25 protein-coding genes and 1 pseudogene are annotated in these 25,709 nt (G+C 57.0%); 11 read left to right on the top strand and 15 right to left on the bottom strand.

Going from position 1 to position 25,709, the window contains the following annotated elements; genetic code table 11:
• Window positions 1-5: 5 nt before the first annotated feature.
• From IB279_RS34115 to IB279_RS34085, 7 genes are read right to left on the bottom strand one after another with little or no spacing between them, the layout of a single operon-like run.
• Entirely contained in the window at window positions 6-548 is a 543-nt protein-coding gene (locus IB279_RS34115) for an AAA family ATPase (RefSeq protein WP_192340731.1), read from the bottom strand.
• A complete protein-coding gene (locus tag IB279_RS34110) occupies window positions 548-982 on the bottom strand; it encodes an ASCH domain-containing protein (protein WP_192340729.1) in 435 nt (144 codons plus the stop codon). Before IB279_RS34110 ends, IB279_RS34115 begins: the two co-directional genes overlap by 1 nt.
• The gene (locus tag IB279_RS34105; protein ID WP_192340727.1) at window positions 979-2,313 is read right to left on the bottom strand and encodes a hypothetical protein; all 1,335 of its coding nucleotides are present in this window, start codon (window positions 2,311-2,313) and stop codon (window positions 979-981) included. The genes IB279_RS34110 and IB279_RS34105 overlap by 4 nt, the downstream gene beginning before the upstream one ends.
• A gap of 3 nt (window positions 2,314-2,316) precedes the next feature.
• A complete protein-coding gene (locus IB279_RS34100; RefSeq protein WP_192340726.1) occupies window positions 2,317-3,351 on the bottom strand; it encodes a hypothetical protein in 1,035 nt (344 codons plus the stop codon).
• Entirely contained in the window at window positions 3,348-3,950 is a 603-nt protein-coding gene (locus IB279_RS34095; RefSeq protein WP_192340724.1) for a DUF4186 family protein, read from the bottom strand. The genes IB279_RS34100 and IB279_RS34095 overlap by 4 nt, the downstream gene beginning before the upstream one ends.
• 9 nt (window positions 3,951-3,959) lie before the next feature.
• Complete coding sequence (locus IB279_RS34090) at window positions 3,960-5,402, bottom strand: helix-turn-helix transcriptional regulator (protein WP_192340723.1); 1,443 nt, start codon at window positions 5,400-5,402, stop codon at window positions 3,960-3,962.
• Window positions 5,399-5,986 (bottom strand): DUF6932 family protein, encoded by a 588-nt coding sequence (locus IB279_RS34085; RefSeq protein WP_246802229.1) that lies wholly within the window; start codon window positions 5,984-5,986, stop codon window positions 5,399-5,401. The genes IB279_RS34090 and IB279_RS34085 overlap by 4 nt, the downstream gene beginning before the upstream one ends.
• 288 nt (window positions 5,987-6,274) lie before the next feature.
• Between IB279_RS34085 and IB279_RS34080 the strand changes: the two genes are divergently transcribed.
• Window positions 6,275-6,736, top strand: coding sequence for a hypothetical protein (locus tag IB279_RS34080; RefSeq protein WP_192340722.1), 462 nt, complete (start codon window positions 6,275-6,277; stop codon window positions 6,734-6,736).
• 322 nt (window positions 6,737-7,058) lie between these two features.
• Here the strand turns inward: IB279_RS34080 and IB279_RS34075 are convergent, their stop codons facing one another.
• Window positions 7,059-7,853, bottom strand: a complete 795-nt coding sequence (locus tag IB279_RS34075; protein ID WP_192340721.1) for a hypothetical protein — start codon at window positions 7,851-7,853, stop codon at window positions 7,059-7,061.
• A gap of 623 nt (window positions 7,854-8,476) precedes the next feature.
• Between IB279_RS34075 and IB279_RS34070 the strand changes: the two genes are divergently transcribed.
• From IB279_RS34070 to IB279_RS34060, 4 genes are all read left to right on the top strand, one after another.
• Entirely contained in the window at window positions 8,477-8,842 is a 366-nt protein-coding gene (locus IB279_RS34070) for a hypothetical protein (protein WP_210338763.1), read from the top strand.
• On the top strand, window positions 8,830-9,366 hold the full coding sequence (locus IB279_RS37520) for a hypothetical protein (RefSeq protein ID WP_246802228.1): 537 nt from the start codon (window positions 8,830-8,832) through the stop codon (window positions 9,364-9,366). The genes IB279_RS34070 and IB279_RS37520 overlap by 13 nt, the downstream gene beginning before the upstream one ends.
• Window positions 9,367-9,450: 84 nt before the next feature.
• Window positions 9,451-10,068 (top strand): transposase, encoded by a 618-nt coding sequence (locus IB279_RS37515; RefSeq protein WP_309142329.1) that lies wholly within the window; start codon window positions 9,451-9,453, stop codon window positions 10,066-10,068.
• A 713-nt stretch (window positions 10,069-10,781) separates the two neighbouring features.
• On the top strand, window positions 10,782-11,699 hold the full coding sequence (locus IB279_RS34060; RefSeq protein WP_192340717.1) for a recombinase family protein: 918 nt from the start codon (window positions 10,782-10,784) through the stop codon (window positions 11,697-11,699).
• A gap of 1,002 nt (window positions 11,700-12,701) precedes the next feature.
• Here IB279_RS34060 and IB279_RS38265 read toward each other — a convergent pair.
• The 3 genes and pseudogenes from IB279_RS38265 to IB279_RS38260 form a co-directional block, all read right to left on the bottom strand.
• A complete protein-coding gene (locus IB279_RS38265) occupies window positions 12,702-12,896 on the bottom strand; it encodes a GrpB family protein (protein WP_192340811.1) in 195 nt (64 codons plus the stop codon).
• A 2,094-nt stretch (window positions 12,897-14,990) separates the two neighbouring features.
• Window positions 14,991-15,939 (bottom strand): annotated as a pseudogene (locus IB279_RS34050) (Tn3 family transposase); the annotation flags it as partial.
• Between the two features lie 27 nt (window positions 15,940-15,966).
• Window positions 15,967-16,308: a DUF4158 domain-containing protein gene (locus IB279_RS38260; RefSeq protein WP_210338762.1), complete on the bottom strand. Its 342-nt coding sequence runs from the start codon at window positions 16,306-16,308 to the stop codon at window positions 15,967-15,969.
• 150 nt (window positions 16,309-16,458) lie between these two features.
• On the opposite strand from IB279_RS38260, the gene IB279_RS34040 reads away from it, so the two are divergent.
• Window positions 16,459-17,067: a recombinase family protein gene (locus IB279_RS34040; RefSeq protein ID WP_192340716.1), complete on the top strand. Its 609-nt coding sequence runs from the start codon at window positions 16,459-16,461 to the stop codon at window positions 17,065-17,067.
• Window positions 17,067-18,161, top strand: coding sequence for a helix-turn-helix domain-containing protein (locus IB279_RS34035; RefSeq protein ID WP_192340715.1), 1,095 nt, complete (start codon window positions 17,067-17,069; stop codon window positions 18,159-18,161). Before IB279_RS34040 ends, IB279_RS34035 begins: the two co-directional genes overlap by 1 nt.
• Here IB279_RS34035 and IB279_RS34030 read toward each other — a convergent pair.
• The 4 genes from IB279_RS34030 to repA form a co-directional block, all read right to left on the bottom strand.
• The gene (locus tag IB279_RS34030; RefSeq protein ID WP_192340714.1) at window positions 18,116-19,144 is read right to left on the bottom strand and encodes an alpha/beta fold hydrolase; all 1,029 of its coding nucleotides are present in this window, start codon (window positions 19,142-19,144) and stop codon (window positions 18,116-18,118) included. The two genes, IB279_RS34035 and IB279_RS34030, sit on opposite strands and share 46 nt — an antisense overlap.
• Before the next feature lie 294 nt (window positions 19,145-19,438).
• Window positions 19,439-20,653 (bottom strand): plasmid replication protein RepC, encoded by a 1,215-nt coding sequence (gene repC / locus IB279_RS34025; protein ID WP_192340713.1) that lies wholly within the window; start codon window positions 20,651-20,653, stop codon window positions 19,439-19,441.
• 154 nt (window positions 20,654-20,807) lie between these two features.
• The gene (gene repB, locus IB279_RS34020; RefSeq protein WP_192340712.1) at window positions 20,808-21,830 is read right to left on the bottom strand and encodes a plasmid partitioning protein RepB; all 1,023 of its coding nucleotides are present in this window, start codon (window positions 21,828-21,830) and stop codon (window positions 20,808-20,810) included.
• Window positions 21,827-23,041, bottom strand: a complete 1,215-nt coding sequence (gene repA / locus IB279_RS34015) for a plasmid partitioning protein RepA (RefSeq protein ID WP_192340809.1) — start codon at window positions 23,039-23,041, stop codon at window positions 21,827-21,829. The genes repB and repA overlap by 4 nt, the downstream gene beginning before the upstream one ends.
• 386 nt (window positions 23,042-23,427) lie before the next feature.
• On the opposite strand from repA, the gene traI reads away from it, so the two are divergent.
• Genes traI through IB279_RS33995 form a run of 4 tightly spaced genes read left to right on the top strand, consistent with a single transcriptional unit; the run spans window position 23,428 to window position 25,705 of the window.
• Window positions 23,428-24,051: an acyl-homoserine-lactone synthase TraI gene (gene traI / locus IB279_RS34010; RefSeq protein WP_192340711.1), complete on the top strand. Its 624-nt coding sequence runs from the start codon at window positions 23,428-23,430 to the stop codon at window positions 24,049-24,051.
• Window positions 24,052-24,062: 11 nt separating this feature from the next.
• Complete coding sequence (trbB, locus tag IB279_RS34005) at window positions 24,063-25,040, top strand: P-type conjugative transfer ATPase TrbB (RefSeq protein WP_192340710.1); 978 nt, start codon at window positions 24,063-24,065, stop codon at window positions 25,038-25,040.
• Window positions 25,030-25,413, top strand: coding sequence for a TrbC/VirB2 family protein (locus IB279_RS34000; RefSeq protein ID WP_192340709.1), 384 nt, complete (start codon window positions 25,030-25,032; stop codon window positions 25,411-25,413). Before trbB ends, IB279_RS34000 begins: the two co-directional genes overlap by 11 nt.
• Entirely contained in the window at window positions 25,406-25,705 is a 300-nt protein-coding gene (locus IB279_RS33995; RefSeq protein WP_192340708.1) for a conjugal transfer protein TrbD, read from the top strand. The genes IB279_RS34000 and IB279_RS33995 overlap by 8 nt, the downstream gene beginning before the upstream one ends.
• Window positions 25,706-25,709 lie beyond the last annotated feature (4 nt).

Here is a 25,709-nt window from a genome sequence, read left to right as displayed (position 1 = left end):
ATGGATCATTTTTTCATCCACGATTGGATCGTTTGAACGCAAGACGCTACGACGTCGTCGAAGGGCTGATCTGCGTCGATATTGGCGTCCGCCCACTGGGGCAAACTTTCCGCAAGATCGAATTCGACAGTATGCCCGACGGCTCTAACAAGATCATCACTGTCTGCGCGGTTTGTCACTCGCGACCGTTGGACGTCATCGGTTACTGACAGAAAAATCAACCTCACGTCGGCCGGCGCGGCAATTCGTTTGAGGACGGTGAAAATATTGACATGTCTCACGCCATCGACGAACAGGTTATCGTCCGCCTGATAGTCACCGTAGGCCAGAACGGCCCTGCAAAAGCCATCAGGATCCGATTCGACCAAACGCTTACCCATGTCTTGCAACGCCTCTCGAGAGGACGGGTCGCCACCGGCTTTTACGATTTCCGCTCTGAGATAGTCACCGAACCCAGTGCGTTTCCAATGCAGCTTGTCGCCAAGCGCTGTGAGCACTGAGGATTTTCCGCTGCCGATCTTCCCTGAAACGCACACAATCAGTGACATCAAAATAGCTCCATTTGGCGCGGCCGGAGCGATACCCAGCCACGCCGATCTCGCTTGTCAAACGCAAGCGGCTCTATCGAGGTCGGATTAGTTAGCTCGATAAGCGTAGCAAATGAGGACTCTTCTTTCTGCAACCAGAATTCATCGTCCGCCAGAATTGCCCCACCGTATTGCTGCCGGATGGCCTCTATCGGTTCGTTATCGAGGTCGAAAAACCAGATACGACTTGCGAGTGCAATACCGCAAACCGGGCCGGATACCTCCTTGAGCAGAATGATATCGCCCTGGCGGATCTCGTCGAATGGCGCGCACCGATTTCGACTGAATCTGGATTCAATCTTCTTGTCACCGGCAAGCACCAGATCGAGGTAGGGTTGGGAAAACACGGCTAGATGGACCCCACAGAGAAAGGGATCCTTACTGGCCGACGTCATATAGTCGCTCCAGAAAGAACTTCCCGTCGTTCTCTTGAGGAGTTGATCGAAGCGTATTTCCAAGCCTGGCCCCCTGCAATAGGCGACAAAGGCAAAGTTGCACGCTCTTCGGCGGCCTCCTGCTCCGAAAGACGCGTCAATTCATCCGCAATGCGTTCCACCTCTGCAGCCTCATTGAGGTTACTCCATAAAGGCTGCCGCGAGCGACTGCTAAAATCGGTTTTGCACAGTGACAACGCAGCTTCCACGATGAGCTCGGGATTGTTCGACGCGAAGATCCTGTTACCTGAAGTCACGACAGCGGCCTGACGCCGGCGCCGATCGCGGCGGCTGACGGTTGGCAGAACGTCGCCGTCGACCAGCGAGCTAAGGGCAGTAGGGCAAGTGGACTGCCCCGCGCGTCGCACGAAAAGCCGCATGCGGCCGATGACGAACTCACACCATTCGCGTTTGCGTGCCACAAATAGGTTGGAATCGGGAGTGGCGACGCTAATTTTCTCGAAAACGAGAAGATCGCCTCGGCGCCACCGTTGCGAACAACCGATTCCCGCTGCCGCCAACGCATTCTGCTCGAAGAACGGTGTCTCATAGTAGAGCGACAGCGGTTGGACTGAATGGAGTCGCAGCCCTATCCGGCCAGCGCGGCTAATCAGGTTCGTCTGGTCATCAATCGCCGACGGTCGAACGCCCTCAGGAGGAAGGCTGATGAAAACAAAACCGCCGACGCATACAGTGTGAGCAGCGATGGCAAGCATCGGCTTGACGAAATCCATATACCAAGGTGGATCCACGATCACCGCGCCAGCACCCATCTGAGGGTAAGCCATCGTGCAGAATTGCAACGTCAGCGATTGTTCCGCTGCATCGTTCAGGGCTATGAGGCGCTGGGTGACAGAATTGTTCTCGCCTATGAAGGTAAGCTTGCGCGCGATAGGCAGCTGAAGGGCCTCGACCGCGATGCCAGGCGTGCCAAACAACACGATCGGGGTTCTCGCGGGAGCCATCTCGTTGGCTAGTTCAAGCAGGTGCTGAGAGGTATCTGGACAAAACCGCCATTCGAACTCGACCGGGTGTGGCAGTGGAAGCAGGGTTCTGGTTGAGCGCAAGGCATCGTCCCGCCTGCCTATTTGAGCGCGCAACTCCTCAGTGCGGCTACGATCGGCCAACCCGGTCGCCGAGAGTCTTGTCAGAGAGTCAATCACGTTCGTCGGATAGACGCCGGGGAGCGCTCCGAGCATTGCATGAAAGCTCAAGGACGATTGGCTTAAGAGCCCGAGAACCTGCTCGTCGATACGCCTCTCGAAATCTGCTTGAGCCAAGACGCGTGACATAAGTTATCCCCGAGTTCTCAACGGCACTGCCGAAATTGGGCGAGCCCTCATCGCAGGCTCGAAACGCTTTTCGATCTCTTCGTTCCATGCTTCGATTGCCTCCTGCTGAACTCCCATGCTGATCTGACGCTCGTCGTTAGCAGCGAGGCGCGCGCCGACGGGCGAAAACATACGTATCTCGAGCGGAACAGTTCGAAGTGGCAAATGGGGATCGAGGTCTTGAAGACGGTCAACAAAGGTGCGGACGCCGGCCGCGACACCTTCACTGCGCGGGGAGGTCAGAGTTACATATCCGTAGAGATCGAGGCCAAGGTCGAGTAGGCGCCGCATGATTTTAAATTGCTGCTCGTAATCGCTTTCGGCGGCCTTCGTGTTGAACGCAAAAGAATAGGAGTCGAATCCTTTGAAGCAGCACACCCGGCCATAATTCTGATAGCTACGGAGAAGCATCAGCTCGTCTTTCGTCAGCTTGTCGAATAGATAAGTGGTACTGAGATTGTCGTCCGTCCAAAGGTAGGTCGATCGATCCAGGCCGCGAGATTGTAGCGCCTCCATCATCCACGGCGTCCATTCTGGAACCAGATCCGGCGATCCTCCAGAAAGGTCAATAATCGATGGTCGGTCGGAGAGATCGGCGTAAAATGCAACAAGCTCGTCAGCAGAAAACCAGGACGACCGTGTAACATCCGCCTTGAGCAACGCATCTGGTACAAAGCAGTACCAACAGCGCCAGGCGCACGCTGCATTTTGGAAGACTTGAGCCATCATCATTGCCGGCGGCTCGTGTATTCCCAGAGCCTTACAAGCTGGCACAATGGGCAGAGGATTTGCGGGCCACCCTTCCGAAGTTCTGAATTTGAAATGGCGGATCCGGCCAAAGCCGTCGCAATTGGTTGGAGACGACAGGTCGACCTCCTGTTCCGACCCAGACAGACGGGAGATCAGAATTTTGCGGTCGGCCGCATTTATCGCGCGAGCGCGAAGACGCTCGGCGAACTTCTCCGTGTCGATCGGTTTGACAGGAAGCCCAGTGCTCATAGCAGTGCCGCCCCTTCCCCTGCCCCATGTCGACGTGCCGGCACTTTTGTCGGTGACTCGCTGAGACCCGGAAGGCGCTTGTTCAAGAAGAGCTCGATCAGCGCTTGGCAGTAGCCGAGTTCCTGTGCCGTCAGCGGCCGGCCTTTCGGGATCGCGTGCCAGTATTCGAGGCAGGTCCGGCAACAAGTAGCCGTTGCGTGCTGCGCATAGTAGATGGCGTTTCCGCTCAGCGGAGTTTGATAGCCGTCCCTCGGGGGCTCGGCAGGGGCGAGGTACTTTGTGAGACGAGTCCCAACTGCTTCGAACAAGGCCAATCTACCTTTGCGGCGAGCATGGCGGTCGGCGCCTTCGTCAATCTCTTTATGGAAGAAATGGTGACGTATGAGCTCATGCTGCAGCGCTTCGAAAGTGTGGGCCGCATCGTTGAGGTCGCGTTGCTTAAGACGCGACCAGTCGACAAGGTCCGCTTCGCACGCGCGGCACTTTCCGCGCTGCTCACTCGTCATCTTCTTCAGTTGCTTAAAACAATGGAGATCATTTTCACAGTCCACAGCAGTGCAGGTGATTTTAAGCGGTTCTGGTTTTTTGAATTCGGTCATCGGGATTCCTCAATGCAGAACGCGTTCGAGCAAATTGCGGTCGATTTCACTTTCAAATTTCGCCGGAAATCGCTCAAGGAACACATCTCGAGCAATTCTCCAGGGGTCGGCGTCACCAGTCTGAAGATTGGCAGCAGCTCCCCACCAATTGACACCCTGCCAAGAAAGTCGGAAAGCCATGTAATTTGCTAAAGCTCCGACGCTAACATCATAGTCTTCAGCAATTTGGGGAACCACGACTTTAAGTCGCTGAACGGAACCGCGGGCCGCCTCTACACAGGTTTGCGCCAATTCTTCGGCTTGACCATCAAGACTGGCGTCACCCGCAAATTGGCTTGCAGCAATTTCTTCGTCCGAGTTCCGGCGTTCTGCTGAGGTTTCGTCGCCTTCGATTACCTCAAGAGTTGCAGCTTCGGGTTCCTGACCTGCGTGAAAAAGCTCGTGCAAAAGGTCGAACAGCCATCGGGCCTCGAAAGCCGACGTCTGTTTGAGAACCACAATATTTCTATGATTGTAACGCCAGCACGCACCGTGGAATGTTCCACGATCGCGCAATGGCAAGACAGGGACGCCAAGATCCCAGGCGTAATGCAAGGCCGAGCGCAGCTCAAACTCTCCGTATGCGTCAATAACGGCTTGCCGGAAAACCGTAGGGTCTATCGGGATCGGCCGCCGTGGCATGTCGGCACACCCGCGAAGCACAGTTAGTGCCAGATAGTGGGCGTATGCAGCATATGCCGTGGTGGTTTTTTGCGACCGGTTGGCCGGCATTTTAAAGCGAGCGTGAGCAGCGGCAAGTTGGGGCGATTGCAGGACGCTAGGTCCAAACAGATTTTCACGGGTCCACCCGAAAATGCGCTGCAGAATTTCACCTGTTCGCTGTAGAATCTGGCTTTGATCCTCAACGTCAGCTTCCCCTGTCAGACGTGAAAGATCAGACGACGGGAGAAGACGTGTAAGGACAAAATCACGATCAAGACCGACCTGCCGCAGTTTGGAGACGAGGCTGTCAAACGACACGGCCGGAATTGGCAACATGATGTCGTTCTGGATTCTCACTCCGATAGCTTGGGCGACCGCTTGCAGTCTCTGGAGGCTCGCCGAACCATACCGGTCTGCCTCATAGCGCTGAATCTGCTGTTCCTTGAGCCCAAGGCGGTCCGCAAGATCCTTCTGGCTTAATCCGGATGCAATGCGCGCTTTGATCAGCCCTTCAGCCAATCCTTCAAAAGAATCGAGGGTGAGCATAGCTAGCTCTTCCGACTTCAGCCCCTCGTACTCAGCCAACTCCAGATCGAGATCGGCGATCTGGCTCTCAAGCGCCTCCCTTTCCGCTTGGACAAGGCGTGGGTGTACGCCCTTTCTGTCTTCAAGCGAAAACTCCGTCAGCGCCTTCTTAAACTTTTCGGCCTGGGAGCGGGTAATCTTGTACTGTCGCTCGTTGGTGATCATGGCAGACTCCTTAGATTCAGCTCCACCACGCCCTTAGGCACACCATTGCGGTCACTCTGAAAAAACTCCCTATAAGTAACACCGGGAGCGGCCAGACCGGACGCTGGGAAAAGCTCCCCCCCGTACTTCAACTTCATTGCAGACCGCTGATTTGAGAAATCGAGAAGCACCGGATCGAGTAAGTCGGGGTCCACTCCAAAAGTGTCCCAAGCGCCATCGTAGTCGCTCGGGAGTTGCTTTTGCGAAATGAAGCTACCGTCGAGCAATACGGTCCGGCAGCCTGCGGTAGCTAGGTTTTCTAGAGCAGCAGCGAGACCTTCCAGCAGCCACTGGCGGTGGCCATTTCCTGAAAAAACGGCGAACACCTCTTGCCAAGACGCTGGATGGACGCCCTGAGGTAAATAGCCGGTCAAAGGGTCGAGTGGCGGAATCATGACACAACAATATCGTTGTGTTATTGACTTGTCAAACACGCCGTGGCGCTTGATGTCTGCGCACGGGGAGTCCCACCCATATTGATAACTTCGGGACCAATCAGGCGTCCGGAAAGCCGCGCCGGGCACACAAAAGAGTTTCGGCTTCATTGGATATTTCACCTGCGTCGCGGCGTATTGGGCGAGCCAACCGCTCGACGTGTTCGTGCCAACTCCGATGTGGTACCTACCTGGTTGCGGCCATGCTCCTTTATCCCGGTCTCCGCGGCGGGGATAAGTCCGTGCGCAATGGCGAGCAGCCGGGTCTCACGATCGCTACTATGTCGGCATCGATCATGACAAGCGCTGGCGAAATTCTATTTCGCCAGCGCAAGCTCAACGTTTTCAATATGGCTGCGCCACGCATGAAGCAGTGCGCCCTGCCCTGTGCGGTCGGTCATGACGACCATTATGGAGGATTGTGCAACCGGAGACGAACTCGTTCTTTGCGACATACTTGGATTGGGCCGAGTCATGGTGCTGATCTGTGAAGATCTGGAGCGGCAGACACCGGGCGGAGATCTGGCGCTTCATGCGCAGCCGGATTGGATCCTCACGCCAGTGCTGGACGTCAGCCTCGTCTTTGGTCGTTGGGAGTATCGCCGCGCGACCGAGCTCGGTCGGAGGACTGGATCGCGTGTGGTCGTCAGTTGCTCCGCGACGCTCGAAGTGCGCAGCCTCGGCAAGGAGAAGCTGATCGAGACCGATCCGAATGCCGTGAGGACCGGTTTCTGTTTTGACGGATCAGCGCAGATGCGAGCCTTGCATGTTCAAACCGGAGGCCCGGCTGCGGAACATCATATGCTGGACGAGTGGAATCCGAAGGCTTGGAAAAAGCACAAGGTGATTGAAGAGGATTGAATCCCAGAGCAACGCCTTCTGCCGACGATCGCCGTGCGGCGTGAGGTCGAGCGTCTTGATCACCACGCAGACCGAGACGAGCGGTTTAGGGATGTCGAGCGTGGGCAGTCCGCCACGGAATTCGCCGGCCGGTTCTCGCTCCATCATCTGCCGCGCCATTGCCAGACCGTCACGCTACTTCAGCCCAATCTGGCGATCGCGATGCCGCTGCCGATCGACGGGGATGAACGCTGCAAGGAGTCCGCCCCGGCGCGACAAACGGCCCAGGCGGAGGAGGTGATTATCAAACTTCTATTGTTCGGTCCGCCGAGTAGATCCCTTCCTAAAACGCATTCTGCTGCTGCAACATCTTCGAAATCGGGTCGCCATTCTTCTTCCGCTCGGCCTGATGTTCTGCGACCTTCTGGCCCACCTCGGTTCCGCAGATCAGATTGACTCGGTCAATATTGGCAAAATCTGCGTGCATGAACGAGAACGGAAACTCGAACTCGAACAGAGCGCCGCAAATCGACTTCTTCGCAACGCAGTCATTCTCGACGAGGAATTGGACCATGTCTTCGTCATGAAACAGATCCCTAGACTTCTCGTTGTTCGAAAGGATTGTCGCGCCGGCGCGCTGACCAGACTGACAGGCCAGTACCACAGTGCGGCGGTCATCATTCTCGATGGCTTGATGAAAGCGAACCTGGTCGATCGCGTAGCCACGCAAATCCTCGGTGTGCTCGACGAGTTGAGTCGTATTGTCCGCGATCTTGCCCGTGTTTCGCTCGATAACCCCGAGCGACACGGCCAGTTGATCCTGCACCTTTTTCAAGCCTTCGAACTCAGCAGCCATATATCCTGTTGGTGCATCGCTGTTATCCGGACCGTTCACGATGAAAAAGATGCTGAGGCTAAAAATGATAAAACCGAAACCCAGTACCCCTTTGACCGCATCCCTCCCGAAGCCGAGAAAGGCACCGGAAAGGAGACCGATCACAAGTGCCGCCGCGCCGACGATTACGCCATAAATATTCGAGCCGGCCAATGGTGTGGCAATGTCGTTGCATACTCCGAGCAGCCCGCCGATGGCGCCGAACGACAGATACTTTTCAAATGACTTTGCAAGCCCAATCATAGCGTCCCCCAAATCAATCGTGGCCGTTTATCAACGTCGGGTAACGCAGCATCTAAACAAATGCGGAAAATTGGATCTATGTCGCTAGAGAAGCCGCAACGAGTGGCATTGAAATAAAGCACAACGTGACCCTGGGCGCATTAACTTGGGCAGATTTGGCGGCAGGCTTCTAGCTAATGCGAGGGAAGACTCGGATATAAGCGGAGGGAAGTGAAGGTTCTAAGCCGGGGTGGGCTTCCCCGCCTGGTCCCGCCGATATGCGTTCACTGAGTGGGCTGAAGACAACAGCGCGCCTCGGTAGGAAACCACCGCCTAGCCAGCCTCAGCGGAACTGCTACGCCTTATCGTATGATCCGCATCGCAATGCGCTTCGCTCATCAAAGCGGCACGGCCACCCGAACTACCTCGATTGCCGTCGCAACCTAAGCGGGGCAGATTTGGTGGCAGACTTTTCGCCGGATTGGCTGACCGAAGTGTGCATAAGTGAAGTGTGGCCGTGTTGGGGGGCGCCAGGAGGATTCCGCGCCGGGGGCAAATCATGATTCCCTTCGGCCATGGCTAGGAAGCGACTTGCCTCGCCCTAACATGCCGACACGCTTTCGCTGAAAGCGTTGCGCGAGCTCTTGACGGGTCTGGTCGATGAGGTCAGGCAGCTTTCAGCGGAGGCCACGACCCTTCGCTCCGAGAACGCTGCCCTTCGGGAAGACAATGCGGCGCTGCGGCTGGAAAACACCCGGCTCAAGGTCGACAACCAGCTTTTGCGCGACGAGATCGCGCGGCTGAAGAACCTGCCGCCCCGTCCGCCATTTCGACCGTCGGGCATGGATAAGGCGACGGATGACAAACAAGACGGCTGCCAAGCGACCAGCAAGAAACCGCGCGGCGCGAAGCTCGATCTCAAGCGGGTGAGCCGCGAGCAAATCCTGCACGTCGATGTTCCGCCCGGCTCGCGCTTCAAAGGCTACAAAAGCTGCATGTGCGGGAACTGATTGTCACCGCTGAGCTCGTGCATTACCGGCGCGAATGCTGGATCCTGCCGGATGGCAAGACGGTGATGGCACCATTGCCGCAAGGGGTCGTCGGTGGCCACGGCCCAAACCTCAGACGGTTTTGCCTGATGCTGCACGCGCAAGGACAGGTGACGATGGCGCGGCTGACGACGTTGTTGAACGATGTCGGCGTCAACGTCTCCAAGCGCCAGGTGCTTCGACTTTTGACAAAGGGACTGGATGGCTTTGTCGCCGAGGATGCGGCCATACTGCATGCCGGCCTTGTCTCGGCCCCCTACATCACCGTCGACGATACCGGCGCCCGGCATCAACGCGATAACGGCCACACCACCCAGATCGGGGCCGAGCATTTTACCGTGTTCCGCACGACCGCCTCAAAGTCCCGGCTGAACTTCCTATCGCTGCTCAGAGGCAGCTATCAGGACTATGTCCTCAACGACGCCGCCTTCCACTATCTACCGTCGCGCCGATCCGGCGCTTGTGTCCAAACTCCGCAGCCATGAACAGCGACGCTTTTGAACCAGGTGCCGTTTCTCGAATATCTGGCCGGCAAGGGTATCGACATCTTCGACAGACAGGCGGTCCGTGTGCTGGCGGAAGCCGGCATCTGGGGATTCATTCGCCATCATGGTCTTCTCGGCGACACCGTGATCGTCTCAGATGATGCCGACCAGTTCCGGGTCGGCAACAACGCTCTGTGTTGGGTTCACGCAGAGCGGTTGCTGCAGAAATTGATGCCAGCAACACCGCGGCAGGTCCGGAAAGTGGAGACGGTGCGGGATCTCGTCTGGCGGTTCTACCGGACGCTGAAGAGCGTCAGGCGAAAGGCCCCGCCCGGCCTTGCCGCCGCATTCCACAGACGCTTCGCGCGGATCTTCTCGCTGCGCACCGGCTATCAAGATCTCGACAAGCTTCTGGCTCGTCTTTCTCGCCGGAAGGATGAACTGCCCAAGGTGCTGGAGCGGCCAGGCACGCCCCTGCACACCAACGCGTCGGAGAATGATCTGCGCAGCTTCGTCACCAAACGAAAACACTCCGGCGGCACGATGAGCCGGGATGGTCGCGTCGCGCGCGACACCATGCTCGGGTTGATGAAGACCTGCCGGAAGCTCGGACTGTCGTTCTGGCAGTATCTCGGTAATCGCATCGGGCTCGAAGTCCAGGCCATCCCGCCGTTGGCAACACTTGTCGCGACCAGAGCCTAGCCGTCCCTCCCCTACGATCGACTGGGCGTTGCGCCACCACCGCCGACGCCGGCGTCTTCACCCCATGGTATGATCCGCATCGCGACGCGCTTCGCCCATCAATGCGGCACAGCCACCCAATCTGCCCCGGTTACGATATGTGGCAGATCTTACCAAGTTTGACCAAAAATTAACCAACTGAATTAACAGATTTAATTCCACAAACGGAAGCTATTTAGTGATATGTTTCCGTCATCCAGACACCCATTTTCACGCCCCATCACTATCGATAGGTACTCCGTATCGATAGCGATGGATTTGGAGCCGCAAACGGCGTATGTCGGTCGCCCAGGATCATCGGAAACGCCCGTTTTCCGGGCTTTTACCCGCCTTTCGCTCCAGTTCGGAGGAATCATCTGCCGGATCGAATGGACTGACCCGATCTGAGCGGCCAGGCACAAACCTTGTCAGGAAGTGGATTTCTCCATCCAGGTCCACCTGAAACAACAGGGCCGCCACCCGATCCCCTTCAAACCACCCGATTTCTCGGCATTTCCGCCACAGGAGCCCGCTGACGCGGTTTCGTCACCGTTTGCGGTCCGTCGGTCGTCCGCACTGCCATTTCGAGTCTGGTGGGCTTCCATTCACACCATAAACCACGCTTGCAAAGGTTCAATTTCTCACGCATGCCTAATCTGTACAAATCATCTCGAAACGAGGCCGTTAAAAGCACGATGGCGAAGCGACAAACAGTTAACGTCCAACAGCCTCTCAAGCGGCTGATTGGCTACGCCCGCGTCTCGACGGACGACCAGGTCCACGATGCCCAGCTGGATGAGCTGCGGGCCGCCGGCTGCGATCGGATCTATCAGGAGCACGGCTCCGGGACATCGCGCGCCCGACCGGTCTTGACGCGGCTGCTCGGCGAGCTCACCGCGGGCGACGTCCTCGTCGTCGTCCGCCTCGATCGGCTGGCCAGATCCGTGAGCCATCTGCTGCAGGTGATTGAGGACCTCGAGGAGCGCGGCGTGCATTTCCGGTCGATCCGCGACCCGATTGATACCTCGACGCCACAGGGCATGTTCTCTCTACAGGTTCTCGGTGCGGTCGCCCAGCTCGAGCGGGCGCTGATCGCCGAGCGAACAAAGGCCGGCATCAAGGCGGCGAAGGCGCGCGGCAAGCTTCCTGGAAACCCCGGTCTGCGCGAACGACGACCGGAGGCTATCAAAGCAGTCTCCCAAGCACGCGAGAAACTCTATCTCGATGAGCTCATTGCGTCTGCGCAGACGTGGTTGCCAATGGTGCGGCAACTCCGGCCCCAGCACAGTTGGGACAATGTTGTGCAGGTTCTTAATCGCCGCGGTCACGGCTGGACCGTCGAGCGCCTCCGTCGTGCCGTTCATCGCCTGGTCCGCGAAAAGCTCGCGGAGAAAGAACTCCTTGCCCGGTCCCCTCGCCGCGCCCCCGAGGACCATCTGATGAAGCTGGTGGCAGCGATCGCCATTGCCGATCCCGATCTGTCGCTTCGCGACATTGCCGCCCAGTTGGACCAGATGCAGGAGCGACCACCGCGCGGCGGCCGAAAATGGCAGCCATCGTCCATCAGAGCATTGCTGGACGAAGCTCGTCGCTTCGGGTTGGTTCGCTCGTGAGTGTCAGGTTCATGACGTGCCCAACGTGCGAACGAGCCCACATATCGGCGATCGCCACATCGTTCGTAATGATCAACTGGGCCAACCGATATATTCGACGTCCCGCTAAAGCCTGAACTTCCGAACGGCCCCCTCCCCTCCTCTGGAAGTCGGCGAGAGGGTAACTGGTGGACATGATCCGTCTCTAACTTAGCGTGGGCGGCTTAAGGCGGTGGCGATCCAAACCGCTGTCGCGCCCGGGCCAAATCGAGTAGTCGCGCAGCAGCAATCAGTGTGACGACGCGTCATGTAAGCGACAGGCGGGCGACAGGGAGGTCAAGCCAGGAGATGAACGGCCTCATGTTCGCTGGCGGCCCGCGCCCACGAAACTCGAACAACAGCTTTCGCTCACCGCCACACGGCCGGACGGCGTTAAACGCGCATTCTTGTGGATGTTCATTCGAGGAACCCGCTGATCGTTGGTTGGCTTCGCAACCCAAGCTTCTCAGCACTTCCTCGAAGGAACAATCTTCATAGCTTCAACAGCTAGCCGGACCCCTCTTCCTCAACCAGCAAATCAGATGCGATTCCGCCGATCCAAGTCGATCCCACTGCATTGGGATGAGTTGATACCGCTGCAGCAATAAACATTCAGTCCGGCGAAGCAGGAAAAACGACAGCGAGGTCAACAAAGATTATCGCCAAAAGATCGCCAAGCCGCATGCAAGGCCGGAGCAGATCAGCGGTTGGAAAGCTGGTTTACAGCTCCCATGCGGTTAACGGACAGGTGCGTCGGGTGGCGAACGTCCTCCTCGCCTGGTGAAACACCGGCGCGGTTGAAGGTTCAACTTCACCGACTTGTACGCTATCGGCCACGATGTCTCCGAAAACACGGCGACAGGTTCACCCATCTTTGCGCCGGAAAGGAAGGTCGTCTATCAGTTCGTAATGTCCCCGATCGACGACAGATGCACCCACACCGTCATTGTGGTTGTCGCGGCGGAAAGCGACGTTGCCAGCTGCCTACATCCGAGCCATGCATTCCTGCGTAGAGGCGTATGATCGCATTGGAACATGGAGATCGATTTTCAGTTCTGCGCAAAGACCCGGCACGAAGGTGCGACCAATATGATGGACTTCAGGAAGCACACCGAGAAGACAAGGCATTCGCTCCGGATTTCCTTCGAACCTAATCGGATCGTAATCGACGACTTCGATCGTCTAGCTCTGGGCCGAGTTACCTTGATGAACCGGTTTCATGGCAATCCACATGGACGAGAGCGCTTTATGGTGCCGCAATCTGTTGAGGGCCAGATCGCAGTCGATAACATGATAATGGCGCTTCAGCGAACACCTGAAGGGCAGTGCGCGCCAACTCGTCAAATCGGTCAGAGGACGATCGATAGTTTCCCGCCTGATGGTAGCGGTCCGGGCTGCCGAGCTCAGCACTCACCGCTAGATGCCAATGAACATTCACAAGGATCCCGTTTATAACCATTGCGCCGAGAGGAGATGACGCAGTCGGTCATGGAAGGCAGCTTTTCCAACGCCGGCAGCGCAAGTCTACGGTATGTCTGGCACGATTGTGGCGCGGTGAGCTGAGCGCTACCTATCTGATGGACACGCCCGCACGGCGCACCGCTCTTTCCAGCGGCATCGCATTATCAGGCAAGCTATGGCGGTCTTTCGTCCACCGTCGGCCGAACCATCAGGGGCGTTAGCTTGTTGCGGTTCAGTGGTTTTAAGCCGGCGGACCCGATTTTACGCCGCAGCGCGATTATCCCTTCGAGCTGATCCATCTCTGCGTCGATACCCGGCTCCTTCTAACGCATCGGTCACGACTGCACCGGCGACAGGAATGCCTGTCCAAAAAGCTCTGGTATAGGCTATGTGGAGAAACCTCCCGCCCCGCCGTCTCGCAGATATTTCCGAATGATCCGGTAGGAACCGCTGTCGCCTTTCTTAAGCTGCCGTATGGTGGCTGACGGCGGCTAACAATCAGGGATGGGCTCACACCTAAGCCAACCCAACGTTCTTTTGGCTAATTTTCCATATTATCCGGTTGATCGCACCCGGTGGTCAGCTGACCACCGTCTTAAGCAATTGAAAAAACGATGCTTTTTCGCACCATCTCGTGTCCAAACGAAGGGAGGCTTGGGCAATGCTAAATGAGGGCTAACAACCTTACGCCAGTAAGGGATAAGCCGCGCACTCGATTAACCGGAAGATAAACGTCCGTTGACTTAGATGTACCTCCCTTCGAAAGGGGACTGGAACTGAAGCAATGCCTGAGATGATCCGAACCGGGGCTCGCGCATTGAGAAACGGTCGACCCTGGCGCTAAAGGCAAGTCGACGTCTCCGGACAATGGAGCGAAGCCCAGCTAGGTGAAATCAGCTATCCCCAAGATCCAGACAAGCTTGCGGCGACACCTGACGCCTTAACTTTGATATCGTTATCGCTCTCGTTCTCCATGGAGAGTACATTGGACGTTCTCACTACCGCAAGGAGCCAGCGTGACACGGCGCTACGGATGGTGGGGAGCATGAGAGGGCCGGCGAGCGTGCGCAGGCGGTAATCAGCCCTTGAGTGCTGCGAGGTTGCTGCGTCTTTCCAAACGCATTCGCGGCAGGGTTGCTAGCTCACCAACGTGCCGCCGACGACCATTTGTGCTATGTCTGGTTGTAATAGCGAGCGCCCGCGTGACGGCGTTGTGATAGGACTGCTGCATCGCCTTAGACAGGGGATGCCCCGATTGACGCCTCGGTCGGATAGCCTCTGTCCGCCGAGAACAGTGCCGGATCAAGCCCGGGCTGTTCCTGATAGCAGCCACTCGATCGATCAAAGCACATGTTCGTCGTCTACTGCAAAGCAAACCCGATCGAGAGGCAGGGGAGGGGAACTCGCATTCGATGGATCTGTCTGCACTGGTCCTTCGTAGATGACGTGGTCGACCTGCAAACCTGCGATTGTCGTCGTCCGCCCAGGGCGCAAGGCAATGCACGTTCGCGCAGATCGAGCGGGCACTTGCCTTACACATTAACCGAGAGCTTCCCCAGAGCATCGCAACATCACAACATGTCTGCTCTTGGTTTGTAACGCCCAGGCACGGGTTGCGCACCGGCGCCGGCTAGGGCAGGGGAGGGGAGGGGATATCGGTTGCAAGCTGGCAGTCTGCCTCGAGGTAGCCTGCAGCCGCGCGAAGCGTGTTGTCGCCCACGCCTTTGCTCGCGAACTGTTTGAGCGACGTCGTCGTTGTCGGTGAGGGCGCAGGAACAAGGACTGAACAGGCTTCTGTTCAGAGCCGGTGGACAGGATCGTTGATGGCGCGACAGTGCGCGTCGGGATCGAGGCGGCCAGACGCAGAAGATCATCCCAACGTTCGAGAAGAGGGCGGTGTTGATCGGTGCGCCGATATGGTTTCCAGCGCCGGATAGGCATCGGGTTTCTCGAAGGTGTGGAACTTCCGGTCCTTGATGTTGCGCAGCCGGGGTGAAAAACGCTTGCCGATCAGGCCGAACAGCGCAAAAACGTGATCGCTCGCGCCGCCGGTATCGGTAAAATGCTCCTCGATCTCCAGAATCGTATCATGATCCAACAGTCCATCGAGGACATAGACGGCCTCTCTTTCGGTTGGGCTGATCGGTAATATACCGGAGTAACCGTACTGGTCGGAGAGACGGCTGTAGAATTTCGAACCGGGTTCGCTGCCATAATGCAGGTTGATGTCGCCGCGCTTGGCGGCCCGGTCACTGGCGCGGATGAACTGCCCATCCGATGAGGCGGTCGTTCCGTCTCCCCAGAGCTGCGAATTCGGATGGCGCGCATGAGCATCTGTCACGCAGGCCTGGCCCGCCCTGTAGGTCTCGGAACGAGCATGGAAGCTGCGCATCCAAACGATCTGGTGGGCGCTGATCCCCTTCGACGCTCCCTCCATGCGTTTCGGGCCGAGAATTGTGCCGTCCGCCAGAACACCGGCGAGCATGGTGGAGATGTTTTGCGGCGCATTGCCCGTCCGGACATGCGTGAACTGGTCGGGACATCCGGTCCACTCATGCACTTCCCTGAGAAGGTCGGGCACTTCGATCAACGGATACATTTCGCTGATTTCGACGTTCAGTTCATCGGCCGCGGCGGGAATATCGCTCGCCCGCGGCGTCACGGTCAGGGCACCGGCCTCCAGCCTGACACCATCTTACCTTCCATTGCGGGCGCGATAAGCCAGGCGCTTAAGATCGAAGTCCATCAATTGCCGGACTTCGAAGCGTCGGCGCTATCCACCATCGCTTCAAGGCCGGGTTTGATCTGAAGCAGCCGATGTCAGCCGACTTGCCGGTTTACTGTCGTGATCGCATCTCATTAGCAGCCTGCGGGCGACGATCGTGTAGAGGAACAGCCACAGCGCGTGTTTCTTCGCGGCGAGCATACCAATCGAATGACGACGGATCGGCTCCGACTTGAGGCAGAGCTGCACCGTAAAACCGAGCCGATTATGCTCGCCCCGGCGAACCTCGATTTCGAGTCGATCTGCGGGGGACAGGGAATAGTGACGGATCAAACTGTCTTCGTCGATTGGAATGTCGAAAAGGTCTTGTCGAACCTGAGCGTTGAGAAGCGTCCGCCGGGCCACCGTTTTACTCCTGACAATATGCACTGATGGTCAAACCTCTGTCCGGAAACGGTCGATTTCGGGGGCAAAACGACCTGTCCACAAATTAACTTGACAGGCTTTCGAACAGGCAGGATATTTCGGACAGCCTATTCGGACGAAATTGATCACATGCCGCGCACCTTTGCCTATGTCCGCGTCGCCACAACCGGACAAACCACGGACAATCAGATTCAGGAAATCGAAGCCGCCGGCTTCCTGGTCGAGCCGCGCCGGATCGTCACCGAGACGGTTTCCGGCAGCACTGCCATCGCGCAGCGCCGTAGCTTTTCACGGCTCATGGACAAGCTGGAGTCTGGCGACATTCTGATCGTGACCAAGCTTGATCGGCTCGGCCGCGATGCGATCGACGTCAGCACCACGGTCAAGACGCTGGCCGGAATGGGGGTCCGCGTCTATTGCCTCGCGCTCGGAGGTGCCGACCTCACCAGTTCGGCAGGCACCATGACCATGCATGTGTTGAACGCCGTCGCGCAGTTCGAGCGCGATCTGCTGATCGAGAGAACGCAATCCGGTCTCAGGCGCGCCAGGTTCGAGGGGAAGGCCCTCGGTCGCCCCTCGACCCTCAGTGATGAACAGAAGCAAGGTGTGCGTGACGAATTGGCTACGGGGACCAGCGTTTCGGCGATCGCCAGAAAATACGCGACCAGTCGGCAAACCATTATGCGCGTGCGAGACGAAACGCGGCGACCAAGTCACTCGCGCAATAGAGCGACCTGATGTTGGCATTACCATTGCCTTTTGTGATAGCGCTTCTGCTCGTGATCCTCCTGATCCGGGTCCTTGCCCAGCGCGAAGCCAATCTACGGCCATTCGCCGGTTTCATCAGCGTTTGCATTCTTCTGGTAACCCTAGTTGGGCTCCGCTGGAGCGTTGATCTCCGGATGGCACGATTTCTCCAGCCCGTCGTCGCGGCACTGCTGCCATCCGTCGCCTGGCTTTGTTTTTCCAATCTTGGGCAATCGCCATCGAATAGAAGGTGGCTTCATTTCTTGCCAGCCGCAGTGATCCTGGTTCTCTCGGCTACTTGGCAGAGATGGCACCCGCCGATCGATCTGCTCCTGCCGGTTCTGTATTTCGCCTATGGCACATCTCTGATTCATCGTTCGTACGGCGAATCCAATGGTTTCGAGAGAACGCGACTGAGCGACATTGCTAACGCTCGAAGGGCAGCGCAATCAGCAGGCTGGCTGCTCCTGTTTTCGGGTGCCGTCGACCTCATGATCGCTGCCGACTTCCTTCTTTATCAGGGTATTCACGCCGTCTCTATTGTCGGCATCGCCAACGTCACTACGCTACCATTGTTGGCCTACGCGCTCGCGGTTCTCGGTTGGAGTGTGCCGCAAACGCAATCGTCCAACCAGACCTGGGTTGACGGTCAGGACGAACAGCCCTCCAACTACGAGGCAGCGTCTATAGCGCAAGATGACGCTCGGATCATAATTGCAATCGAAACCATCATGCGGGACAAACATCTATTCCGTGATCCGGACCTCACACTGAATCGCCTTTCACGCAAACTGGGCATTCCGTCGCGCCAAATCTCGGGTGCAGTAAATCGGACCCTCGGCCGAAACATCTCGCAGGTTGTCAACGAATACCGGATCAGGGAAGCACAGCACTTGCTATCGGGTACCGGCCGCTCAATCACGGCCGTGATGTTCGATTCGGGCTTCCACACAAAATCCAACTTCAACCGGGAGTTCGTCAGAGTAACAGGCATGACGCCGAGCGACTATCGCCGCTCGGCCGGCCGCTCGAATACTGACTACTCGGCCGGGATGGCTTTGGTCAAAAATCCGCTAACGAGATAAGCTACCTCGCGATGGATTGCTTCACGGTTTCGCGTCCCGCCGTCCCTGCACGCCACGCCATTGCCCGGCTCTTCCTTTTCGATGAGCGCGGCGGCGCCCGGCTTACAGAGACCCATGAAGCTGAAGTGCATGGCATCTGGAATTTCGACATAGGTCGAGAACATTTCCGGGAGGTGATCCGCAAGATATCCGGTTTCAAGCCTCGACGGTAAACCGCCGATATCGATGCCGGCCGCGATCACGAGAGATGGTACCCGCAGCGTTGCCAAGCTCTCCGGAGTAAATCCCCTCGCCAGTCCGAGATCAAGGGATACAAACGCTCGCACACGCGGGTCCATCATATCCCTATCAATTTCAAGCCGGCTTAGTCCAAGCTCGTTCTTAAGAGCGCACGCCCGAGGGCTGGTGTGGGCTTGGCAGTCCTTTTCAAACCACTTCGTATCAAAACGCGCACCGGCTAACGCCGTGACCGTCCATCCGCCCAACGAATGCCCGATGGCTACAATCCGACCGGCGTCGACCTGGCCGGCGAGGGTAGAATCGCCCTTTAAAAGGTCGATCACGCGGCTAAGATCGCGCGGACGTTCCCAGAGTTTCGCCGCCTGCACAGGATCCATATTGAACGTTGTCGTGCCAGGATGGTCAGGTGCTGCAACGATGTAACCTTGCTCCACGAGATCAATCGCCAACCAGCTAAGGTTTCGCCAAGAACCGCTGTAGCCGTGCGACAATACAACAAGTGGCCGCCCCGTTGACACAGGTTTCGCATCCCGAATAGCCGGGACCCCAAAGAATGCACGATTCTCACCGACGATCTCTGCCTTGGCACCGTCTTCGGTTGGGTACCATATGCTGATATGAAGGGGCCGCGCTCCACCTTTATCGATATCAGTCTCGCGGAAGCCAATGGCGTCCGCAGAGTGGGCGAGTTCGGTGGTGATCAGCAAGAAGAACCCAAGGGCGTGCAATAGAAATTTGAACATGGAAGCCTCTCTTTAGAATGGGCACGGCTTCATGCGCCAAAATCAGAGCTAAAAAGACCTAGAACACGATTGAGTACGCCAAAAAGGCAATTGCGTTTCGGGTTCGTTCTACGTTAGCGCAGGATTTTGAACAGCTCTTGCTCTGCCCCCTTCCTCGAGATTCAGTTGTGGGCTCGACCTATTGTGCAGACTCAATTCCCTTGAGAAGGATACGGTGCCCAACCTTCTCATGGATTGGTTAGGTTGTCATTTCGAGCCCGTCGGAGCCGACTACCCGTGGTGCGTTTCATACCATTATCCGACCTTCAAACTGCCCTGTCCGCTCGCTCTCAGCAATGCCATTATCATCGGCCCCAACGAGAATTCCCCGCGTTCTGTTCGCAGCGTCAGATCCCGAAGGTATCCGCCGGCCGAGTTAATAAAGCTCGCTCGTTCCAGGATGCAGGCAATCGCCGCTGCAGCATTCTCAGGCCCCATTGCTTCGCAGGCGTGCTGATAGGCTGACGGGCTTACCCCAAGCACGGACCGAACCACCACCGCCGCAGACATCAAATCGCGCCAGCCCCGAATGCCACCGCTTGGCCCATAATCTCCAATCGTCGGGCAGGCCTTTAGCACGACACTAAGCGGGAACGCTTTGATCGGCTCGCTCTGGGACCGTTTGATCACGCTCGGCTTTGCGCCCTGCTCTTTTTCAGAGCTAGGTTCAAGTTCATTGATGGATTCGGATTTTGAATTCTGTATGTGCTGCTCATCATGAGCACCATTGGTGCCATTATTCTGCGAAATACCGTGCAATTCCAATCGATTGATTATCTCCTGCTGGAGCATCTGCATGTCTTCGAGGATTGTATTGATGTCAGCAAGCGCCGGAACGCGTGGGATCCTGGCCACAAGGGCCACATAGGTGCCCTCAACCTGTTGCCAGTCGCCGTCCGCGCCCTCCTCCATGGCCGCAGTTATCAGTTTGCGAACGTCGCGTCGGCAAATCGTCAAACTCTCTTTCGCCTTCCTAAATTCCGCACGATTGGCCATCACCTGCTGCGCCAACAACGCGAGTTCTTCGGATCGGGCGAGGAGCGGGGACAAGTCGAAGCCAAATGCAGTCTCGATCTGACCAGAACCATCCTTGCGAGCGTAACGTTTCCCATTGGCGCTATCCTTCCGGACGATCAAACCCGCTTCCACGAGCATGGCAACGTGCCTGCGCAAAGTCGCGCCAGCCATTCCATGTGCTCGGAGTGCAAGCTGAGAATTTGAAGGGAAGACAATCAGTTGTGCGCCTTGGCGTAACTCATTGTCCGGATGAAAGCTCAGCAACGCATCGAGAACCGCAAGGCTGTTGGATTGGATCCCCAGCAGTTCCATGGCGGCGGAAGCATCCCTAAAAACCTTCCATTTCTCCGCAGTCTTTCCTTGCTTAATATCGGCTAACGCCGTCTGGCGCCGCACAAGCGCAAGCGTCATCGGCCGCCGCCCGAAAGGCGTCGTCACACTTCCCGTCTGCATGTCTTTCACCTTCCAGCAGGCAAAAGAAGTCCGCTCACCAAAACGGCGCCAAAGACTCTTGACGAGGATTCCAGGAAATGCGATTCTGTCCTTGCTACAGAGACAAAAGGGCTTCCGCGACGGCGACGTTGAGGGGGCTCTTTTCTTTTGCGGGTTACTCTCCCTGTTTCCGTTGGTTTTTAGCGCGGTGCGCTTGATAAAGCGTCGGCAACTGCTCGAGCACGAAAGCCGCAAAATCAGGCGTCGCCTTCTTGTCGATCATGATTTCAACTTTGGATTTGCTCTGCGTCACTTGTGCAAGCCTGGTCCCATCTGGGGTGGACATCACACCGGGAAGTCCGCGCGCCACCTTACGGGGCTTCAAATTAGCAATCAGCACTTTGAACCGATCTACCGATGGCAGCGCTTGCACTTCCTCCGACCTCGCATATTTCAACAAATCGGTCGCTGAAGACTTTTTCTCGATCAGTTCCGCGAGCTGCTGCCAACTTGGCCTTCCAACACCGGGCGCAGCCCCAATCGCATCGATCAGTTCCGAGGGAAGTGCGTCGACCAGCAGAAGCATCTTCGACAAATTGCTCTTGTCGATCGACATCGCGGCGATGACAATCTCGCGCGGAAACTGCTTATTCAGATGGTATGCGAAGCGCGCTTTCTCGATGTAGGTAAGATCTTCCCGCTCGTTGTTCTCCTGACCCTGCGCTACGACAAGTTGGTCGTCCGTCAGTTCGCGAACAACCGCCCTGACTGGAAGGCCCAGTTCTGAAACAGCCCTCAACCGGCGATGACCGAAGGCAACCTGATATCGCGCCGGCTGGTCCGGATGAGGTCGCACAAGAATCGGTACCTGCTGTCCTTGCTCCCTGATCGAAGCGATGAGCCCATCAATCTCGCCTGGCATACGATCCTGCACGAAAGACGGCGCAATCGACGACGGGTCAAGTTCTATCACTGCCTGACCTTCAGCGAGCCGGCGCTCAATCTCATCGGCGCGGCCAAGGCGCTCATTTTGCTCGCGAAGTGCGTTGCCAATGTTTGCGGTGAGTTTCGCTGCCGGATCGCGCTCCTTCCTTGTTACGCCAAGAAGCGGCATGGAGCGGCTTCTTGCAGCCCTGCTGTCGGCGGACGATGCGTCGGGGGCGTCTGTTGAGACGCCAAGGATGTGCTTCCGGCTCATGTCGCTCTACCCCATGCTTTTTTGATCAAAGTTTCGATCTCGTCGTTGACGGCGTTCATCGCCTCCAAGGCTCGATCATAGGTCGATCGCGTAAAGTGCCCCCGCTCTACTTCGAAAAGGGTTTGGTTTGTCAGGCCAGCATCCGAAACCGCGGTGGTCTTAAGCATCGGAAAATTGAGTACATTTTCACCAAAGATTGACCGTAGATAACCAACCATCTGGTTCTGCGGTCCGTCGCTCGGCTCGAAACGGGTTATCAAGTAGCGCATCCAATTGAACTTGAATTCGGCGCCGGCGTTCTCGATTTCGCGTAGCAGGTTAGATGTCATCGCCAGGAACTGGTTCATCGACATCACGTCCAACATCTGCGGATGCACTGTTACTAAGATGGAGGTTGCGGCCGTCAGAGCCGAGAGCGTCAGATAGCCCAACTGGGGAGGGCAATCGATGACGACAACGTCATAGTTATCCGCAATATCTTCGATAACTTGACTGATCCGCCCGTAAAAAAGTGTATCGCCTTCCTTCCGCTTCATCAACGCGCGTGGTGTGTCGTGTTCAAACTCCATCAGTTCAAGGTTGCCAGGGATGAGATGGAGGTCGGGAATGTATGTTCCTCGCACGACTTGCTCGATCGGGACCTGCTCGTCATCGTACCTAATTGCGCCGTAGAGCGTTTCGTTCGGACCAACGTCCGTCTCCGGTTGACTTCCGAACAACGCGGAGAGGCTTGCCTGAGGATCGAGATCAATGGCCAGAACCCGATACCCGCGCATTGCCAGGTATTGGGCCAGATGCGCCGCGGTGGTCGTTTTGCCCGAACCGCCCTTGAAATTCATAACTGAGATGACCTGAAGCTGCTCATCGTCTCGACGATGCGGCAGGTAGCGTCGGTTGCCCCGCCCGATCTGATCCATATGCTTCCGGATTGTATGGATATCCTCAATTGAGAAAGTCCGTCTACCTCCCGGGCTCATACTCACATTCAACTCAGGCATTTCCGAAGCGGTCTGTCGTAGATAAGATTCACCAACGCCCAGCAGCTTGGACGCCTCAGACGGCCCGAATGTTCGAATGCCTTTCTCGGAAGTCGGGGGGAAAACTTTCAGATGATGTGCCTGAAGTTGGCTGGAGAGAGCGTCGGCATGACGCTCCATCAATGCGGTCAAACCTTCAACTACAGGCGCTGCTTTTGCGGCGGTATTCGCCATTTCAAAATCCATTTTTTGCCAGTGGCGGTATTTTTCGCGAAACAGGTAAAGTTCCGCCACTGGCAATAAGCGCCGATTCTCATTTTTGAGCAAGAGCTTTTCAGTTAACGAAAGGTTAACTGAAGGCCCCAGGGGAATACAACGAATTTCATTTTCACGTGCAATAACTTGATGTTAACAAGAATTGCAACACTAGGTGTTCACTGTTTGTTTTACTGTGAATCCTACAAGCACCGCGTGCGCTTTTGCACAGCTTCCGCCGCGGTTCACTAACATGAGGCTGTTTGAACGCGACTCACTCGCTGTGAGTTTGTATGATTCAACAACTGCACCTTGATTTAGATCTGTGCTGATTTCTCCGCAACCCACCAACGCCGGAGGACCTCATGCAGATTATGGCAATAACACAACCCCGGAGCATTTCCGAAGCGCAGCTGCTTCATGCTCATCATCAGCTTCGTGCCCAGGTCTTTTCAGACCGGCTAGGATGGGAAGTTCTAGTGGCTAGCGGATGCGAATCCGACCGGTTCGATCAAATTGGCCCGACCTATATCCTCGCCATAAATGCAACAGGTGTTTTGGCTGGATGCGCCCGCCTTCTTCCAGCTCTTGGCCCAACTATGGTGGCAGACGTTTTTCCGTCGCTGCTTCCCGACAATCGCTTGAAGGCTCATCCCGCGATGATCGAGAGCTCCCGGTTCTGCGTCAACACCGCTCTGTCCGAAGGAAGGGGCGCAGGACCGGTCCACGAGGCAACGCTGACCCTGTTCGCCGGGATCATTGAATGGTCGATCTCGAACGGCTTCACCGAAATCGTCACGGTCACAGACTTCCGCTTCGAACGGATCCTCGCCCGCGTCGGATGGCCCCTGCGGCGTTTAGGTTGCCCACAGAAGATCGGAGTGACAATGACCGTCGCGGGTACACTACAGGCGAGTGCGGAGACATTCCTGAGGCTCCGCCCTTCCAATTATCGTTCTGAACTGAGCTGTCTCAGCCAAGCAGCGTGAAGGAGAAATCCGTGAGCCAGCTTCGCTCTCACCCACGGCTTGTCCGCAAACTTCAGGAGGCACTCGGCGATCACCTGTGCGTCGCGCTGGACGATGCGAATGTCGTCGAGATCATGCTCAATCCCAACGGAAAGCTGTTCATCGAACGCTTGGGCCAGGGCGTTTCTCCCGCTGGCGAAATGTCGCCGGCTGCCGCGGAAATGGTGATCGGAACCGTAGCGCATGCGCTTCAGTCTGAGGTCGACACCGAACAGCCCATCATCTCCGGCGAGTTGCCAATCGGTGGGCACCGCTTCGAGGGTCTCCTGCCCCCCGTGGTCGCCGGGCCTGCGTTCAACATACGGCGCCGTGCGTCACGCCTCATACCGGTCGAAGAATACGTACGCACAGGGGTGATGACCGAGTGTCAGGCGGCAACGATCCGTAGTGCGATATCTGCCCGGCTCAACATCATCATTTCTGGGGGGACCGGCTCGGGCAAGACGACACTTGCGAACGCAGTCATCGATGAGATCGTCAAATCCGCGCCGGACGATCGCCTCGTCATTCTTGAGGACACTGCGGAAATTCAATGCGCAGCCGAGAATGTCGTTCTCCTACATACGAGCAATACAATCGACATGGCGCGGCTCCTGAAGAGCACTATGCGCCTGCGTCCCGATAGGATCGTCGTAGGCGAAGTTCGTGACGGCGCGGCCCTGACCTTGCTCAAAGCCTGGAATACCGGCCATCCAGGGGGCGTAGCGACGATTCATTCGAACACTGCGACCTCGGCGCTTCGCCGCCTGGAACAACTCACCGCCGAGGCAAGCCAGCAGCCGATGCACGAGGTGATTGGAGAGGCCGTCGATTTGATTATTTCGATCGAGCGGACGCCGCGCGGTCGGCGTGTTCGAGATGTCATCCACGTCGAGCGGTTCGCGGGCGGCAGATACGAGATTGAATCTGAAAAGCCCACGCAAGAACAGGAGGCGCGTCATGTCGCATAAGTACAAGCTAATAGCAGTTACGCTCATGGCAGGGTGCAGCTTTTTCTTATCTATCGGGTCTGCTCTGGCCGGCTCCGGTGGCAACCTTCCGTGGGAGCGGCCCCTCGAGCAGATCCAGAAATCGATCACCGGTCCGGTTGCGGGCTACATCGCGCTTGCGGCGGTCGCAATCGCCGGCGGCATGTTGATCTTTGGCGGCGAACTGAACGATTTTGCGCGGCGGCTGATGTACGTCGTTCTCGTTGCCGGCATCCTGCTGGGCGCGAGCACGATCGTTGGCCTGTTTGGCTCGACCGGCGCCTCCATCGGCCTGAGAAGCAAGCAGATCACGTCGGTTGGCTCGAACGCAGGCCTGGAGGCAGTTCATGGTTGACTCCATGTCCGGTCTGCAGCGCAACCGCATCCATCGTGCGCTTTCTCGCCCAAGCCTGTTGATGGGTGCGGACCGGGAGCTGGTGCTGATTACGGGTCTTGCGGCAGTAATCCTGATCTTCGTCGTCCTCACGGTTTACTCAGCGATTGTAGGTGTTGTGGTCTGGATCCTTGTCGTGGGGGTGCTCAGAATGATGGCGAAGTCCGATCCGCAAATGCGACAGGTCTACGTGCGGCACATCGCCTACAAGCCATACTACAAGGCGACCTCCTCGCCGTGGCGGCGATACTGAGGTA

The organism is Ensifer sp. ENS06 (assembly GCF_014852205.1).
Classification (GTDB): domain Bacteria; phylum Pseudomonadota; class Alphaproteobacteria; order Rhizobiales; family Rhizobiaceae; genus Ensifer; species Ensifer adhaerens.
This window is presented reverse-complemented; position numbering and strand designations above follow the sequence as displayed.